The sequence below is a fragment of the Cohaesibacter intestini genome (genome assembly GCF_003324485.1).
Taxonomy (GTDB): Bacteria; Pseudomonadota; Alphaproteobacteria; order Rhizobiales; family Cohaesibacteraceae; genus Cohaesibacter; species Cohaesibacter intestini.
On sequence record NZ_QODK01000002.1, the window covers coordinates 59,370 to 76,466 of the forward strand.

11 protein-coding genes and 1 pseudogene are annotated in these 17,097 nt (G+C 54.0%); 7 read left to right on the plus strand and 5 right to left on the minus strand.

Going from position 1 to position 17,097, the window contains the following annotated elements; genetic code table 11:
- Positions 1 to 6: 6 nt before the first annotated feature.
- Together DSD30_RS05855 and DSD30_RS05860 are read right to left on the minus strand one after the other, a co-directional pair.
- On the minus strand, positions 7 to 954 hold the full coding sequence (locus DSD30_RS05855; RefSeq protein WP_114008714.1) for a carbohydrate ABC transporter permease: 948 nt from the start codon (positions 952 to 954) through the stop codon (positions 7 to 9).
- Positions 955 to 1,055: 101 nt separating this feature from the next.
- Positions 1,056 to 2,387, minus strand: a complete 1,332-nt coding sequence (locus DSD30_RS05860) for an ABC transporter substrate-binding protein (RefSeq protein ID WP_114008715.1) — start codon at positions 2,385 to 2,387, stop codon at positions 1,056 to 1,058.
- Positions 2,388 to 2,695: 308 nt separating this feature from the next.
- Here DSD30_RS05860 and DSD30_RS05865 point away from each other — a divergent pair, with 308 nt between their 5' ends.
- Complete coding sequence (locus tag DSD30_RS05865; protein WP_114009616.1) at positions 2,696 to 3,718, plus strand: LacI family DNA-binding transcriptional regulator; 1,023 nt, start codon at positions 2,696 to 2,698, stop codon at positions 3,716 to 3,718.
- Positions 3,719 to 3,980: 262 nt separating this feature from the next.
- Complete coding sequence (locus DSD30_RS05870; RefSeq protein ID WP_198662850.1) at positions 3,981 to 6,203, plus strand: EAL domain-containing protein; 2,223 nt, start codon at positions 3,981 to 3,983, stop codon at positions 6,201 to 6,203.
- 133 nt (positions 6,204 to 6,336) lie between these two features.
- Here the strand turns inward: DSD30_RS05870 and DSD30_RS05875 are convergent, their stop codons facing one another.
- Positions 6,337 to 6,657 carry a hypothetical protein gene (locus tag DSD30_RS05875; protein ID WP_114008717.1) on the minus strand — a complete coding sequence of 107 codons (321 nt, stop codon included), beginning with the start codon at positions 6,655 to 6,657 and terminating at the stop codon, positions 6,337 to 6,339.
- A 319-nt stretch (positions 6,658 to 6,976) separates the two neighbouring features.
- On the opposite strand from DSD30_RS05875, the gene DSD30_RS05880 reads away from it, so the two are divergent.
- The 3 genes from DSD30_RS05880 (at position 6,977) to DSD30_RS05890 (ending at position 11,836) form a co-directional block, all read left to right on the plus strand.
- A complete protein-coding gene (locus tag DSD30_RS05880; protein WP_114008718.1) occupies positions 6,977 to 9,163 on the plus strand; it encodes an FdhF/YdeP family oxidoreductase in 2,187 nt (728 codons plus the stop codon).
- A 250-nt stretch (positions 9,164 to 9,413) separates the two neighbouring features.
- Positions 9,414 to 11,480, plus strand: a complete 2,067-nt coding sequence (locus DSD30_RS05885) for a hypothetical protein (RefSeq protein WP_198662851.1) — start codon at positions 9,414 to 9,416, stop codon at positions 11,478 to 11,480.
- 77 nt (positions 11,481 to 11,557) lie between these two features.
- The gene (locus DSD30_RS05890; RefSeq protein WP_114008720.1) at positions 11,558 to 11,836 is read left to right on the plus strand and encodes a c-type cytochrome; all 279 of its coding nucleotides are present in this window, start codon (positions 11,558 to 11,560) and stop codon (positions 11,834 to 11,836) included.
- A gap of 45 nt (positions 11,837 to 11,881) precedes the next feature.
- Here DSD30_RS05890 and mntR read toward each other — a convergent pair.
- Positions 11,882 to 12,322: pseudogene (gene mntR / locus DSD30_RS05895) on the minus strand (manganese-binding transcriptional regulator MntR); the annotation flags it as partial.
- Positions 12,323 to 12,586: 264 nt separating this feature from the next.
- Here mntR and DSD30_RS05900 point away from each other — a divergent pair.
- Together DSD30_RS05900 and DSD30_RS05905 are read left to right on the plus strand one after the other, a co-directional pair.
- Positions 12,587 to 13,873, plus strand: coding sequence for an Nramp family divalent metal transporter (locus DSD30_RS05900; protein ID WP_114008722.1), 1,287 nt, complete (start codon positions 12,587 to 12,589; stop codon positions 13,871 to 13,873).
- Between the two features lie 156 nt (positions 13,874 to 14,029).
- Positions 14,030 to 15,223, plus strand: coding sequence for a PepSY-associated TM helix domain-containing protein (locus DSD30_RS05905; protein WP_157967579.1), 1,194 nt, complete (start codon positions 14,030 to 14,032; stop codon positions 15,221 to 15,223).
- Between the two features lie 81 nt (positions 15,224 to 15,304).
- Here the strand turns inward: DSD30_RS05905 and DSD30_RS05910 are convergent, their stop codons facing one another.
- A complete protein-coding gene (locus DSD30_RS05910) occupies positions 15,305 to 17,002 on the minus strand; it encodes an adenylate/guanylate cyclase domain-containing protein (protein WP_157967580.1) in 1,698 nt (565 codons plus the stop codon).
- Positions 17,003 to 17,097: the final 95 nt, after the last annotated feature.

The following is a 17,097-nucleotide window of genomic DNA, read 5'->3' on the forward strand; positions in this document are numbered from 1 at the left end:
AGAAACTCATCTTTCTTTCACCTTGTTGAGCGCCTTGACATAGATGGAGGCCAGACCAAACACGGTCACGAACAGAATGACCGCATAGGCAGAGGCATAGCCCGTGCGCCACTTCTCGAAAGCCTCACGCTTGAGGTTGATAGAGGTGAGTTCCGTGGTTGAACCGGGACCGCCACCCGTCAGCTGAACCACCAAGTCGAACATTTTGAAATTCTCGATGCCGCGGAACAGCACCGCCAACATCAGGAACGGCAGCACCATCGGAATGGTGATAGTCCAGAATTGCCGCCACTTGCTGGCCCGGTCACATTCCGCCGCTTCATAAATACTGTCGGGAATGGAGCGCAGACCGGCCAGACAGATCAGCATCACGAAGGGCGTCCACATCCAGGTGTCCACGATGACGATGGCCCATGGCGCCAGAGACACCTCCCCGATCATCGTAAAGCTGGATGGATCCGCTCCGGTGAAGAATCCGATGATGTAATTGAACAGACCAATTTGCGGCTGATACAGGAAAGTCCAGAAGTTGCCGACCACCGCAGGCGACAGCATCATCGGCAGAACAATGATGGTCGTCCAGAGATCGTTGCCCTTGAACTTCTTGTTGATCAGATAGGCCAGAGAAAAGCCGATCAAAACCTGCAATATGATGGTCCAGACCAGAAAGTTGGCCGTTGCCTGCATCGTGATCCAGATGTCATTGTCTGTCAGGATGCGTTCATAATTGCGCAGCCCGATGAAATCGACGTCACGGTTGGGACGGTTGACGCGATAGTTGGTAAAGCTGAGATAGATCGTCCAGATCAGCGGGAAGATGTTGATTGCCAGCAACAGCACGATTGTTGGCGCAACAAAGATCCATGCGATGGCTCTGTCCGACAATCCTGTGATCTTATGAGCGACATCCGGCGGCGTGGACCGCGCAGCACGCTCCAATACAGATTCCGACATAACAGTCTCTTAAAAAAGGGGTGCAGGGTGGCAATGCCGGGACGTCACTTTGTCTCCGGCATTGCCGTCTCACCAGGAGGATAAACCGGGCTCAGAGAGGGCTATTTCTTGCCTTCATCCTCAAACACTTCGTCCCAATCCTTGACAAGGCTGTCCAACGCTTCTTTCGCTGTGCCCTGTTCGGCAATGACGTAATTGTGCACGCGGGACTGCATGGCCAAAAGCAGATCGGCATAGGCAGGCTCTGCCCAGAAGTCTTTCACAATCGCCATGGAGTCGAGGAAGGTCTGCGCAAAAGGCTGGCTTTTTGCAAAGTCCGGCGCTTCCACAACAGCTCGGAAAGCAGGTGCGCCGCCGGCATCCCACCATTTCTGCTGAATCTCGGGTTGTGCGAACCACTTGATATATTCAAGAGCGGCATCCTGCTTGGAAGAATAGGAAACCACAGAGATGCCCTGCCCGCCCAACTGCGCGAAGTGACCACCGGGGCCTTTGGGGTTGGAAAAATAGCCAGACTTGCCACCGCCGACATTCGGATCAGCTTCAACGCCGGGCCAGATGAAAGCGAAGTTCATCTGCATGGCCACCTGACCGGATTTATAGGCGTCGATATCTTCGGACATGTACCAGTCCGAGGAACCCGGAGGGGTGCAGCAATCATAAAGCGACTTGTAGTATTCAAGCCCGGCAACGGCTTCGGGAGAGTTCACAAACCCTTCCAGTTCGTATGGCTTGTTCGGATCCTCATACTTGAAACCGTAATTGTAGAGCGCATTGGTCACACCCATCGTGATGCCTTCCGAACCACGCTCGGTATAGATGGCCGCTCCATAGACGGTCTTGCCATCAATTTCGCGTCCCTGGAAGAATTCGCCGATCTGTTTGAGCTGTTCCAGTGTCTCAGGAGCGTCCAGCTTGTAGCCGTATTTCTCCATGAACTCCTTTTGCAGTTCGGGGCGTTCAAACCAGTCCTTGCGATAGGTCCAACCAACCACGTCTGCATAGGCGGGCAATGCCCAGTAGTTCGGGGTATTCTTTGGCCATTCCGAATATCCGGTCACGGTCGCCGGAATGAAATCATCCATCGAGATTCCCTCTTTCTCGAAGAAATCATTCAGTTTGACATAATGGCCATTTTCTGCGGCGCCGCCGATCCACTGGCTATCACCAATCATCAGGTCGCACAGTTTGCCGCCAGAGTTCAATTCGTTGAGCATCCGATCAGCGAAATTCGGCCATGGCACAAACTCGAAGCTCATATTGTGGCCGGACTTCGCTTCGAAATCCTTGGAGAGCTCAACAAGGGCATTTGCCGGATCCCACGCTGCCCAGCACAGGGTCAGATCCTCGGCCTTTGCCGCAGCGCTACCAAACAGGCAACTGCCGACGGTCAGCCCCAAAATTGCAGCAGAATTCAAAAACTTTGATTGCATGTGATGTTCCTCCCAATGTCGACCTCGCAAAAGACAAAGCGAAGCCGTCTCGAGCACTGCCGTGCCCAAGGTGCAAACCGAAACCGAGGCACGAGCCTCAACCTTGGTATGATTTCACTCCCTATTCGATGAAATGCCTTAAAAACTCCCATTTACATAAGGCCCATCGCACTGTCACCATAACTGAGGTACGTGCGTCAATTCAAGAGAAAATTTTAACTCTCTTTACCAATCAGCTTGCTTTTCAAGGCGGTTTGTTCGAAAAATCTCATATTGAGGTGACCACCTCAGAACCAGAAGAGGGTCAAATGAGGCCAACAACCAAAGATCTCGCAGAAGCCGCAGGGGTAAGTCTTGCCACCGTTGATCGCGTGCTCAACAACCGGCCAAATGCCAGCAAAAGATCCATTCAAAAGGTGAATGAAGCCATTGAAAGAATTGGTTTCGTCCGTAATTTTGCGGCGGTCAGTCTGGCCCGCAACAAAGCCTATAGAGTGCGCTTCATTCTCCCCACCGCAGGGGATCTCTACCTTGAGGAACTGCTCAAGCAAGTCGGTCATGTCAATGAAAGCCTTCAGCAGGAACTGGCCTCAGCGGACACCGTTCAGCTGCCGATGAATAATCCACATGCCGTGGCAAATTACCTCTCCACTCTGGATGTAACCGACGTTGATGGCATCGCCATTATGGCCCCGGAATCGCCGCAGGTGCGCGATGCGATGACCCGACTGGGGGAACGCAACATCAAGGTCGTTCAGTTCCTGTCAGGACAGGAAAGCCATGACGATCTGGATTTTGTCGGGATCGACAACTTCGCAGCCGGAGCGACCGCAGCCCGCATCATTGGGCGATTTGTTGACAAGCAGCCCGGCAAAATCATGGTAATTTCGGAAACCATGCAGTCGCTGGACAGCATCGAGCGTCGTCTGGGCTTTGATCAGATCATCAATACCGAATTTGGTCATCTCTCTGTCTTGCCTTCACTGGAAACCTACGCCGATGACGCTCGCGCCCACAGGATCATCGCCAGACAGGTTGAGAGAAATGACGATATTGTCGGCCTGTATGTGATGAGTTCCGAAGCCCGCGCCCCCGTCGTCCAATGTGCGCGATCTTGCGATCTGGCGAGCCTGACCGTGGTTGCCCATGAACGCACACCCTTCAGCGAACAGGCTCTCAAAACCGGAGACATAGACGCCATCATTGCGCAAAACCCGAACAGCGCTGTACGCAAGGCCGTGCGGATGCTGCGCACAAGAAGCGAAAACAGAGAGCCGGACCTGAAACAGGAAAATCTACGCATCGAAGTCTTGCTGAAGGACAATCTTTGAAAGCCAGCTCGGTGGAAAAATCCAAAGGATGAACCGATGGGGTAAATCGTTGACGACAAACCGCGCTTCGATAGCGCCGTGATATTCGAACAATTTGAAGCAACCATTTACAAGAACTTTAATATACTTCCCGTTTAACGACATTGCTGATTATTAATTACTTTACTCATGTGTGATAAAAACACGTTGCTCAAAAAGCCTATTCAAGAATAGAGCCGGGATCAATTTCAGGTCCCTAGGAAGAATGGCGGGGGACAAACACATGACAAACGAAGCTTGCCAGTCGCGCACGCTAAGCGATCGTATCGTTGGATTATCAGACTGGCTTACCCGACTAGACTATTTCGTTGCCATTCGTCGCGGTTTTATTCTGCCCTTTCCACTGATCATGATTGGTGCCCTTGCCCTTCTTGTCAAACACTCGCCCTTTCACATCCTTGAAAGCACCATTCCAGATAGGTGGCAGTCATTTCTGGTAAAGACCCTGGATTTGATCATCGCCGGCACCTTTGGCATCGCAGCTTTGGTCGTACTCATTGGATTTGCCACAATCCTGTCCCAGCTTCACAACAAAAAGCCCGACAGAATCATCGCAAATCCAATAGTGACGGTCACTGTCGTGCTGTGCTGCTATCTGGTGCTTGCTGCGCCCGCCATGGGTGGGGACCTCAGTGCGGCCATGAGCCTGAGCCGGGGGCTGTTGACGGCCACATTGACCGCATCGCTGGCCGGTACGATTTATTTGAAGATTCTAGAAGTGCGCTGGTTCCGGTTGCCTGTGACCGGATTAACCCACGACCCATTGGTTGGAGATGTTTTTGTCTCCCTCCCCGCGGCAGCCATCACGATCATTATCTTTGCAGGCGCAAAGGCTGCTTTGATCCTTGGCGGCAATGCCGATATACTTCAAAGCATCAACACTCTGATTTCCGCTCCATTCAAGGGAGCTGAACTTGGTCTCCCTTTCGCCATTGCCTATGAGACGGCCGCGCAAGTCCTTTGGTTCTTTGGGTTGCACGGGACCAGCACTCTCCATGTCGTATCGGAACAATCCTTTGTTCCTGCCACCATTGAAAACCACGCCTTGGTGGCCAATGGTCTGCCGCCACAACATATCGTTAGCACGCAATTGATCCATCTATTTGCGCGATTTGGCGGAGCGGGAAGCACCCTTAGTCTGATTTTGGTCATGTTGTTTGCTTCGAAATCGACCACAAACAAGCGCTTTGCTCTGATCGCCCTGCTGCCCGCCATGTTCAACATCAACGAACCGCTTCTTTTTGGCATTCCGATCATTCTCAATCCGATTTTCGCGATTCCCTTCATCCTGGTCCCTGTCTGCCAAATCATCATCGGTTATCTGGCCATGTCTCTGGATCTGATGCCCCTGACTTCCTACCCGATCGCCTGGACGACACCTGCTCTGATCAGCGGCTATCTGGTGACAGGCTCCATAGCCGGTTCTGTGGTGCAGTTGGTCGGTCTGGCCGTTGGCTGTGTGATCTATTATCCGTTTCTTCGCTTGATGGAGCAGCTATCGACCCGACGCAATCAGCATGTGCTTGGCAATCTGATGAAGGCCTCGACCCTCAATCCACTTCAGGGACAAGCTATGCGACTAATAGGCCAACTCGATGAAGAAGGTAGGATGGCGCGCGCATTGGCAGACCAATTGCAGCGTTCGCTCAGAGGGAAAACCGATCTCTTTCTTGAATATCAGCCCCAGGTCGATATCAAGAAGAAAAGGGTCATTGGCGTTGAGGGACTTTTGCGATGGGAGCATCCACATTTCGGGCGGATCGCCCCGCCCATTACCGTGGCACTGGCGGAGGATCTGGGAGTCATCAACCAACTTGGATATCGAGTGCTCGAAATCGCTTGCGAGCAACGTGTGAAATGGTCAGAACGTCTGCCACATGACCTGCTGATTTCGGTCAATGTCGCACCAAGGCAGCTCTCTGAAAAAGACTTTGACATCCGCGTGCTGGAAATTCTCGACAAAGTAGGATTATCACCGAAGCTACTCGAATTGGAAATCACCGAGTCCACCGCTCTGCTGCCGGAGATGCACTCCATCGACTGTCTGACGCGGCTTCGCGATGCTGGCGTCAAAATTGCACTCGACGATTTCGGCATGGGCTACACATCTCTGCATTATTTACGTCTGCTTCCGCTGGATGTGGTCAAGATCGATCGCTCTTTGACCATTGCCAACAGCGTCAACGAACAAATCGTCAAAAGCATTCAGGAACTGACCGCTTCGCTCAACATATCGACCATTATCGAAGGGGTCGAAAGCGACGAGCAGGTCGAGACTTTTGCTGCGCTCGGCTGCTCGGTCTTTCAGGGTTATCTTTTCAGCCGGCCGCTGTCTGCCGATCAAATCGTACCTTTTGTCGATAACATCGGCACCTCAACGCCCATACCGGTGACAGATACCAACTTGCTGTTTTTGGATACAGAACACCAACTGGCTTCAGCCTAACCAGATTGGGATGCAAGCAACGAGCCCCCCAAAGGCTCGACTAGTCCGAAAAAAGAAGGGCGGAACCGCATGTCCGCCCAACATCAAGTCATCTTCTTTGCAATCGACAGACCAGTGAGCGCTGGATTTGCCCTCACGAACAGGCAGCCCTGATCGCCCGCTCGAAATAGTGATAGTCATGCCCGCCGACCGGCTTGCCCCAATGCGGAGGAATAATCACCCGGTAGCGCGGTCCACTCGTGCGATAGTACGAGTAGATGTAATAGCTAAGGCCATTCCGGCAACGGATGACGGTAATATCAGACTCCTCTCTATTGGGTGCCGCCGACTGATGGAAACGCTTCACGACGACATAGGCATTTGCCGGAGGTGTCGAGACCATCAATGCGCCTGAAAGGACCAGACTAACGGCGATGGCTCGGATGAAAGATTTGCTTATTTGTCCCCCAAACATGGTTCCTCCAATTTCACCACACTTATACCAAACACGATCTGCCTGTGCTCGGCCGACAGTGTTTCAACGGGTCAAAATATTTCACTGACCATGGGAACTCGCAATTGGGGTAGATGTACTAGGGGTTTATGCCCAATAAGACAGTGTGAACTGGCGCGCGGTGGTTCGCGAAGGGCAGGAACAATGAAGGCTTCACACTGAATACGCATTGCTGCTGAGACATCATTTCACTATTCTATCCGTAAGACAGCGTTGGAGAAACCGCATCCAATTGGGAACGGCCCGACGTGAAGACAAAAGTCCGGAAAGGCAAAGATCCATGTCCAAACAGATTGTCGGCGGCGGCCACAAGAAGGTTCTTTACACCCTCAACACACTGCGCCAGATCGGTGTGGTGAAGTCGGCCAAAGCCTTGACGAGCAACAACACCTGCAAGTCCTGCGCTCTTGGCATGGGCGGTCAAGCGGGCGGCATGGTCAACGAGATTGGCGAATATCCGGCGGTCTGCAACAAAAGCGTTCAGGCCCAGTCGACTGATATTCAACCGCCGATCCCCGATGCACTGTTTGACAAACACACGATCGCCGAGCTTCAGGAATTGACAGGCCGGGAGATGGAAACCCTCGGTCGCCTGAATGTTCCCCTATACAAGGCGCAAGGAGCAACATCCTTCTCCAAAATGGATTGGGAGAACGCTTTGCAGATTGTGACGGACAAGTTGAAAGCCACGGACCCGGCCAGAAGCTTTTTCTACTCCTCAGGCCGTTCCTCCAATGAAGCCGGTTTCCTGTTTCAATTGATGGCCAGAATGTATGGCACCAACAATGTCACCAATTGTTCCTATTTTTGCCATCAAGCCACAGGCATGGGGCTGGGATCGACCATCGGCACCGGCACATCAACCGTTGAACTGGCAGATCTGACGGGATCCGATCTGATTTTCGTGATTGGTGCCAATCCAGCCTCCAATCATCCACGCTTCATCCATAAGCTGCTCGAATGCCGCAAACGCGGTGGTCACGTGGTGATGATCAATCCGGCAAAAGAACCGGGTCTGGTTCGCTTCGCCTCCCCCAAAAGCGCCAGAGCCATGATGACTGGCGGTCGCGATGTCGCCTCTCATTATCTTCAACCCAAGATTGGAGAGGATCTGGCTCTGTTCAAGGGGCTCGCCAAGGCGCTGATTGAAGCAGGCAGTCTCAATGACGCTTTCATCGCCAGCCACACCAACGGCTTTGACACCTTCTTGGCGGATATCAACGCCACGACATGGGATGAGATCACCAACAGATGCGGCGTTCACCGCGCGCAAATCGAAGAGGTCGCCGCTATTTATGGCCGAGCAAAGTCCGCGGTCTTTGCATGGGGCATGGGCATGACCCATCACCTGCATGGCGTCGAGAATGTCGAAATGATTGCGGCCCTTGCCCTGATGCGCGGCATGGTGGGCCGCCCCGATGCCGGCCTACTCCCCTTGCGTGGCCATTCCAATGTTCAGGGCGTAGGCACAATTGGCGTCAAGCCGGTGTTGCCCAATGAGATCATGGCCAAGATGGAACAGGCGTTCGGCATCACGCTGCCGGACACAAAGGGTCTTGATACCATGGCGTCCCTGTCGGCAGCGCATGACGGCAAGATCGATTCAGCCATTATCATGGGCGGCAATCTCTATGCAGCCACACCTGACACCAAATGGGCAAAAGAAGCGCTGGAGCGCATCGGCTTTAAACTCTTCATGACCACCACACTCAATCAAGGTCACGTCAATGGACTGGGCGATGGCGAGGTTCTGATCCTGCCGGTCACCGCCCGTGATGAGGAATGGGAACCGACCACACAGGAAAGCATGTTCAACTATGTCCGCCTGTCCGATGGAGGCATTCACCGCCTTGACAATGTGCGACCAGAATCCGTCATCCTGTCTGCTATTGCCTCCCGCCTGCTGGGAGATGACATCATTGACTTCAAACTGTTCGGCAAACATAGCCAACTGCGCAAAGCCATTGCCAATCTAGTTCCCGGCATGGAAGAGCTTGCCGACATCGATGTAGCCAAACGGGAATTCCACATTCGCAACCGGATCCTTCACAGCCCGGACTTCAATATGCCTGACGGCAAAGCGCGCTTTGTCACCCACGCTCTGCCAACACAGGAAAAGAGTGACTTCATCCTGTCCACCATGCGCAGCGAAGGTCAATTCAACTCCATCATTTATGAAGAAAAGGACACCTATCGCGGCACAAAGACCCGCTGGTCCATTCTCATGAATGCAGACGACATGAAAAGACTGGGCATTGAAGCAGAAGCCAAGGCCAACGTCACCTCACCCAACGGGACGATGAATGGGGTGACCGTCTATCCCTTCGGACTGCCTCAAGGCTCGATCCTCGCCTATTATCCCGAAGCCAATATCCTGACCGATACCAAAGTGGATCCGCGCAGCAAGACACCTGCCTTCAAGTCAGTTCCCGTCCATGTCACGCGAGCGAAATCGCCGCAAACTTAAACGCGCCTATCGCAGCAACAATTGCCGGTCTGATCTGGAGGACAGGACGGGCTCTCACAGCCCCTGCCTGACTGACAGGAAAAAGCTGTGATATTTTGTCGTACATCGTAATTATTGCATGTTTCGTCACATAACCGATATCCACCCCTCTTAGGTCTGAAGCCTGAATGGAGACAGCACCCCGACCACATGCCGCTGTCATCCGTTTCGTTGCATTTGGACCAATTGAGGGACTATCATGAATTTTTCAATGATCAAGACGCTGACCCTGACCGCAGCTTTGCTCAGCACGACCGCGATGTCTGCCTTTGCAGACGGCCATATCAAGAATATCGGCGAAGTCACCGCCCTGATCCCGGAAGCCTCCACCGCAGTCGACCCTGCACACGCCACGATTGATGGCGCTTCCGGCGACACCGCTTTTCCCTATATCTCTGCCATGAAGCCACTCGCCACCGTCGGCGAAGTGGACAAGATGTCCGGCCAGCCACTGACCGGCTATCCCGATGGCCATTCCGCCTGGTTGATCGACGAGAACACCGTTCGCATCGCCTACCAGTCTGAAAGCTACGGCCCGATGTCTTCCGAGACTGTTGCCCAGAAAATGGCAACCGGTGCCACCTTTACCGGCTCTCAGGTGCATGTCATCGACTTTGACCGCAATGAGCTGGCCAGATTCCTTGGCAACGACAAGATCTCTGCCGAGATCGTCAAAGGCTCCGGCCATCTCTACAATCGCATTTTCAATGTCTTTGGCAATGAAATGAAGCCAAAGTCCGAAGGCGGCGTCTGGGGCAATCAGACCAAGCCAGACGGCACCGTTGTCGACTATGCCCCAAAGATGCAGCTGAAAGAGGCTGACTTCTTCGTCAACTCCTTCTGCGGGTCCTGGTTCGAGCCTGCCAACAAATATGGCGCGGGCATCGGCTTTGCTGACGACGCCTATCTGATGGCCGAAGAGTGGAACATCCAGCGGATGTTTGACACCACTGAAGACAAGAAAGTCGTCAAATCCGAAATCGACACACACGACACCATGGGCCTGGCTTCAATCGTCGTCGACGTGAAAAATCAGGTTGCCTATACGGTCCCAGCCCTTGGTCAGACTGGTTATGAGAAACTGGCACCGCTCAACCCACAGCATCCTGACTATGTTCTGATTGTCGCCTCTGGCTACAACCATGATGTCGAGCCTGCACCACTGAAGGTCTATGTCGGCAAAAAGGGCGTTGGTGTTGACGGTAAACCTCTGCCTTCAGATGCCTCCGAGCGTGACCAGTTCCTCGCACGCAACGGCCTGCTTTATGGCAAGCTCTATGGTCTGGCTCTGGCCAACGACAAATTCGCCTCTCTTGGCATCGAAAAAGTCGACACCAAAGAGAAAATGTTCGACGCCTATCTGACAAACGCCGACGCACCCAACAGCTTTGATGCAGTCTTCGCGCCAACGTCCTATCAGTGGGCAGGCTGGGACAAAGGCGTATCCGTCCGTGAAACCGAAATGCTGAAATGGCAGGACGCTGGCGAGCAGCCAGAAGGACACACTTTCTTCGTTGGCGATTCCAAAGCCGAGCATCCTGCCGTTGATCCGGACATCACCAAGACCCGTTACGTTCAGGCCATGACCTACAAGGGCGGCCTGCTCGGTCTGGATTTTGGTGATATGAAAGCGGTCTTCGATGCAGCCAACGGCGATTTGCCGGCCAACCTGCCAGTTAAGGCAACCCGCACAGTTGCAGCTGTTGACGGGGCCCTGACCATTGATGTGGCAGACAAAGGCATTAAGCATGGTGGTGAAGGCGACCATTCCACCTGGCAGGATGGCTCCGCTAAGACCGTGGCACCTGATGGCCTTTACTGGGTCAAAGCTGCAGACAAGGACGTTCTGTTCCTCGATGAGGATTCCGGCAACGCCCTTGGCGAGCGCAAGATGGCGCTGCCTCTGAACGCCGCAGACATGACCCTTGCAGAGCCCGGCAAAGGCTATCTGCTGGCAATTGCTGGCGGCAAAAAGAACCCGCGCGCTGCCAACAAGATCGCCGCTTATCCGGGCACCTTCAAAAAGGCAACCTCGACCGAATTCTCCGGTTCGTGGAATATTTCCTCCCTGATCGCCAAGAAATCGGACGGTTCCTTCTACACCGCAGACGAACTGGCAGGAACCGGCCAGCAGAAGATCAACGGCACCATCGCTCTGAACGACTCCACGCTCATCGGTGTTGTTCAGCATAAAGGCGAAAGTGCTGGCGCAGTGAAAGAAGTCAAGGCCGACCAAGGCGGTCAGCTATTCATCTTTTCGCCAAACCTGCCAAAGTGATTTCCCTTTAAAGACAAGCAAACCGTGGCCGCGCAAAGCGGCCACGGCAGACATCATCAAGCCAGAAAGCCGCCACCATGCCCCGCTTTTTCCTCGCAACGCTTATGTTGTTGATTGCAGCAGCCTGCCCTGTCCAGGCGAAGGATGACGGACTGATCAATGCCGGCAAAATCCTATTTGAAGACAATTGCATCGAATGCCACGGCGAGGATGCGAAATCCGGTGATTCCGGTGATATCCGTGATGCCGACCTGCAACAGGTCACCATGGCAACCGGAGGCTTCGAAACGATGCCCGACTTTGAGTTTGAACGCGAAACAATCGAAGCGTTAGTCGCCTATCTCAATAGTCTATAGTAGCTTGTCTTCATGTCATTGCACATGAAATTGAGTACAGCAGCCCTAACCCCGTTGCGCAAGAAAGGCTTCGAACGCAGCCAGAGTTCTTTCTGAGACATGATGCTCGATGCCTTCTGCATCGGCCTCGGCTGTTTCCTTGGGCACCCCGACAGCCACCAGCAAATCGACCACGGAACGATGCCGCGCCCGCACCTTGTCGGCCAGCTTGGCGCCTTCTTCTGTCAAAAAGACCCCGCGATAGGGCCGAGACATCGCCAAACCTTCCCGTTTCAGTCGTGCAATGGACTTGGTCGCAGTGGGATGGGCCACCCCCATACGCTCCGCAATGTCAGCAATGCGCGCCTCCCCAAGCTCTTGCATCAGATCGCCGATCATTTCGACATAGTCCTCAAGAACCGCCTTGGCTTGCGCCTCCCGAGCGCGGGCAAATCTCTGTGCCTGCAAGGTCTGCTTGCTCATATGTCCGTCCTTATCCTTGGCTCGGCTTTATGCCGTATTGTCTGGCGGTAAACTCAATCCCGAGATGCAACGGCCGCTTATTGCGAACACACCTGCGATGGCTCGGATCAATTGATCACGCCTCATTATCCTTTATAGCCATGGGTACAGTTTGACCTTTGGAAAATCAATTTGTCAAATCGCATAAATATAAGGCGCGACATATTTGCCTATTGCACGAGATGTAGCCTTGGCTATATTTCTAAGCCAGACTACTTTTGCCCATAGCCCTGAAGAAGTTCGACCAGCATGTTCGCCACAGATCAAACACGAGAAGGCATGAATGCCGTTTTGTCAGGAGAAAGGCGCGGTTTTCGCAGCAAACTGCTCTTTGCTGGTCCCGCTGTCATCGCCTCCGTCGCCTATATGGATCCCGGCAACTATGCCACCAACATTCAAGCGGGTGCCGGATATGGTTACAAACTGCTCTGGGTGGTGCTGGTCGCCAACCTGATCGCCATGTTATTTCAGGCCCTGTCCGCCCGTCTGGGCATTGTCACAGGCAAAAATCTGGCTGAATTGTCACGGGATAACTTCTCGCCTGTTATGGTCTGGGTGATGTGGTTCGTCAGCGAGATTGCCGCCATGGCAACCGACCTTGCAGAATTTTTGGGTGGAGCTATTGGCCTTGCTCTTTTGTTCGACATGCCGCTGATGGCAGGTATGGGGATCACAGCGACAGTCACCTACGGTATATTGCTTTTCGAAAACAAAGGGTTCCGACCGATGGAGCTGATCATTGGCGCCATGGTTGGTGTCATTGGTCTATGCTATCTGGTGGAGATTCTGATTGCCCCGATTGGCTGGGGCGATGCCGCAGTCGGCATGGTCACTCCCGAACTGGCCGACGCCACCGCGCTGACCATCGCCGTTGGCATCATCGGCGCAACCGTCATGCCCCACGCCATTTATCTCCATTCCGGCCTGACCCAGAACCGATCCGAAATCCGCAATGAAGAAGACCGCAAACGGGTGCTAAAATTCTCCAACACAGAAGTGGTCATAGCTCTTGCGATCGCAGGCATGGTCAACATGGCCATGGTCATGATGGCATCGAGCGCCTTTCATCAGGGCCATAGCGAAGTGGCCGAAATCGAGACCGCCTATCACATGCTCACCCCTTTGCTCGGTGGTGCAGCGGCTGGCGTTTTCCTCATTTCGCTGATCGCGTCGGGCATTTCCAGCTCTGTTGTCGGCACCATGGCTGGCCAAATGATCATGCAAGGTTTCCTGCGTTTCCGCGTGCCCTTGCTGCTCCGCCGACTGGTTACCATGCTGCCTGCCTTTGTGGTGGTCGCCATGGGTGCCAACGCCACACAGGCCCTTGTCATCAGTCAGGTGATCCTGTCCATCGCCCTGCCAGTGCCGATGATCGCCCTGATCATTTTCACCTCTCGCAAAGACATTATGGGTCCTTACGCCACAGGTCCCGTCGTCCGCCTGCTGTCGATGATCGGTGCCAGCGCAGTGCTCAGCCTCAACTTCATTTTGCTGGCTGATGCTTTTGGTGTGCCTATACCCTTCCTTGCAGGATAAAGGGAACCCACCATAGCGCCTTTGTAACGAACTGTAACTGGCTGCATTCCTGTTACAGTCCACGACACATCTGCTATTTTTTGACACAGTTGTGCGACGCAGCGGGACTAGTATCTTGGTCAAATATCCATGAAACTCTTGGACCGGAGTTCAGCTATGTTGACCAAGAAACCCAACCAATCCCTTTTCCGCCGTATTCTGTTCTGGACCCATCTGGGTGTCGGCATCGCAACAGGCATCGTTGTGTTCGTGCTAGCCCTGACCGGCGCATTGCTCACTTATGAAGCCCAGATCAAGGCCGCCTATGAGCCATCGGTGGCCCCGAGCGTCGACAAGGCCGAAATGCTGTCCACCGATGAACTGGTGGCCATTGCCCGCCCTGTCTTTTCGGGCCGCACGACCACGCTTGACATCTACAAGGATTCCACAAAGCCGGTTGCCGTGAAGGCGGGGCGGCACGATTACAAGCTGCTTGATCCCTATACCGGTCAATTCATTGCAACAGAAACGAATCCGAGCGAAGGTTTCTTTGAGTTTGTTGAAGACCTGCACCGCAGTCTGGCCGGCGGGCGCAACAGCGTCGGAGCTGACATTGCCAAAGCCGCCAATCTGGCATTTCTGTTCCTGATCCTGTCAGGCATCTATCTCTGGATGCCCAAAAGGTGGAAAGGGTATTTTCTGAAACAGCGCATCCTGTTCACAAAGATGCCGACCGCCAAAGCCCGTGACTTTAACTGGCATCACGTCTTTGCCTTCTGGATGCTGATCCCGCTCATCGCAGTGGTTGGCACAGGGGTGATCATTTCCTATGGCTGGGCCAACAAACTGGTGTTCGAGACCGCAGGCCTTGATGTCCCGATGGGTCGAGGCAAAGGTGGTGGCATGTGGGCCAAGTCCTCAAGCAGCGGCGTGTCGAACAAACCTGTCGAAGAGCTGGTTTCCTTTCAGGCCATCTATGAGAAAGCGCGCCTCGTACGTGACGACTGGAACAGCCTGTCCATCATCGTGCCGGGCAATGAGAAGGCAAAAAGTGTCGATGTGCTGATCGACCGGGGCAATGGCAAACAGGTCGCTTTGCAACAACAGATCACCTATAGCCGCGAAACCGGAGACGTGATCAAGGAACAGGGACCGGATCAATTGGCCACACCAACCCAGACACTCAAACGCTATATCCGCTTCCTGCATTCCGGCGAAGTCTATGGCATCATTGGCCAAACCTTGGCAGGCCTCGCCTCGGTGGCATCACTTTTCCTGGTCTGGACCGGTCTTGCCCTCGCATGGCGCCGCTTGATCAGTCCCCTCTTTGTGAAACGGGCCAAGCCAAACCGCACCCTGTTGCACAACTAGCCTCCAACAGGTCACGACAAGACAAAGATGCGCCACCAACAGGTTGGTGGCGCATCGTTTTTGGCAGCAGGAAAAGCCTGCTCAATTATCGAATCGATAGACATCAATCGGTTGTTGCCGCCCCCGCAAGGTCTTCTGGCCGACAACTGACCACCCAGTACATTCAGCAACCGCATCGACGGTGGAGCCACCAGCCAGAGCCACAGTGCGGGCATCGGCTGCCACTTCCTTGCCAAGCTCCTGCAACCGCGCAGCAACATTCACCGTGTCGCCAATCACCGTATAATTCATCCGAACCTTGGAGCCGCTGATCCCGACCAGCACATCCCCCGTGCAAATCCCGATCCGCAACCGCATGCTTTCATCCGCGCGTGCTTCGAAGGCCGTCAAAATGTCTCGGGCCGCAGCCAGCGCCCGCTCCGCATGGTCAGGCTGTTGCACGGGTGCCCCCCAGAAGGCCATCACACCATCGCCAAGAAACTTGTCGACCGTTCCCCCAGCCTGATCAACGATGGTTGTCACCATCTCGAAGTGATCATTCAGCAGCGTCGCCGTTTCCTGCGGAGATTTTTGTGTCGCCAATGTAGTGAACCCGGCAAGGTCGGTGAACATGATCGTCATGTTGCGTAGCTCGGTCCGGTCAGCCCCGATCGCCGTGCCATCCATCACCTGCCGCACCACATCGCGCGGTACAAATTTGGAAAAGGCACCCAGCGCCCGGAAAGCAGACAGGATCGCACTGTTGGCCTCATCCAGTTCCTTCATCATCGACTCATTGAGCTCCGGCATCTCCTCGAGCGAAAGATTCTCCATTTTTCGCGCTGTTATTGCCAACCTTTCAATCGGTCGTCCAATCATGATGCTGATGAAAACGCCAATAGCCAGAGACAGCGCAACAATGCCCAATGATGCATAAACCATTGTCCGGTTTTCGGAAAAGACTGCGCCAAATATCTTGGCTTCCGCATGCAATCCGACCATCAAGGTGATGTTTGGCCGGGCAATGTCTGTCCAGGTAAAGACCCGCTTTCCTCTGGCTCCCCGATCAATATGGGCATTCTCAATCGGCAAATCCCGATAATCCTTCGAATGGAGCCAGATGTTACGCAGGTCACGATCGCCTGCTTTGGCCAATGGCAATGAGCTGGGCGGCGCATCCGTGGTCCAGCTGGAATGAGCCATCAGGCTGGTCTTGTCGGCCAGCAGATAGGATCGCTCCCGCTTCAAGTCACTTACGTCGGCAATTGTCTTGGACAAAGCTGCGGGGAAAATGGTGATGGACACCGCATTGGCCTTGTTGGAGTCCGCTGGCAGGTGAAAGAGCAGAGCCCCATCCTCCGGCACCTTGGACCAGCCCTTGGCAACCGCTTCAACAGAAGGATCTCCGGCGCTGGCCAACTCAATGGCACCCTTGGCGGTGCGCATCGCGGAAAGATCCGAAAGCGTGATACGCATGGGAGCAGTACGCGCCGATAGCGCAGAGACAATCAGCGTCTCGCGAGCCTTGACCTCATCAAGTGGAGACAGCCCCAGATGAATCATCTGGGCAAGGCGCTCGACGTCATCAAGATGCCCATTGACGGCGTCCGACAGGCGCGTCACCCGCTGCTTGGTTTCCAAAGCGATCTGCTGACCGAGCAACTGACGCGCATGCGAACCCATGTAAAAGATAATGATCATCGTTGTGATGATCAGCAGTGCGCCGACGCTGACACCTAGCATCACCGAAATAGGCAACCGAGGCCAACGGCGCCGGTTGCTTGCAAGAGACTTTTCCATACCGATCGCCAATGATCCAAGAGAGCAAACCATCACCCCGCACGTGCGAGACGCATGCGGGAAAGCCTACTCATTTTGGCCATGGATGAAAAGCG